Raw genomic sequence first — 206 nt, forward strand, 5'->3', positions numbered from 1 at the left:
TAGTCAGGAGCGCCGATGGCAAGCCGCCGTTTATTCACCTGGGGATACAGGTGGATACGCGGGCGGCGGGTAGACACCTCTGAGGATCCACGCGAACCATTTCATGCCGTACTCGAGCTCGTCGCTCATGTCGTAGTCGAGACTCGGATCCATCTGACAGCCCTTCAACCTTGCTGATCGACACGTCTACGCTGACCGCTATTATT

1 pseudogene is annotated in these 206 nt (G+C 56.8%); it reads right to left on the reverse strand.

What is annotated here, in order from left to right:
* Positions 1-30: 30 nt before the first annotated feature.
* Positions 31-153 (reverse strand): annotated as a pseudogene (locus F6Q13_RS20145) (hypothetical protein); the annotation flags it as partial.
* Between the last annotated feature and the right edge of the window lie 53 nt (positions 154-206).

It is taken from the genome of Mycobacterium sp., from assembly GCF_008709575.1.
GTDB lineage: Bacteria > Actinomycetota > Actinomycetes > Mycobacteriales > Mycobacteriaceae > Mycobacterium.